Source organism: Pollutimonas rozaliensis, from assembly GCF_048751585.1.
Classification (GTDB): domain Bacteria; phylum Pseudomonadota; class Gammaproteobacteria; order Burkholderiales; family Burkholderiaceae_B.
Genome location: NZ_JAZHOB010000309.1, coordinates 1 through 244 on the forward strand (window position 1 = coordinate 1; position 244 = coordinate 244).

Annotated in this window: 1 pseudogene; it reads right to left on the bottom strand. The window is 41.0% G+C overall.

Annotated features, from left to right (window positions below):
* Nucleotides 1-244: pseudogene (locus V0R37_RS23025) on the bottom strand (glutamate--tRNA ligase); the annotation flags it as partial.

A 244-nucleotide genomic window follows, 5' to 3' on the forward strand; every position in this document is an offset into this window, starting at 1 on the left:
GCGCGCTCAGCTAATGCAGTGACCACTTCAGCTAATGCTGGGCCATTTGACAGATCAATTTTTTGATCGTCCATGTGCCATTGTAAGTGTGTTGACACATATTCTGGATCTAGGCTCTTTATATAGTGTTGGTTCAACCACACCAGTTTATCGGTATTAAAAGCAGAAGCGGCTTTGTTGATGTCACTCAACTTAAAGAATTGCTTCATTTCTTCTAATGAGAAAATCTCTTGATCGCCATGTG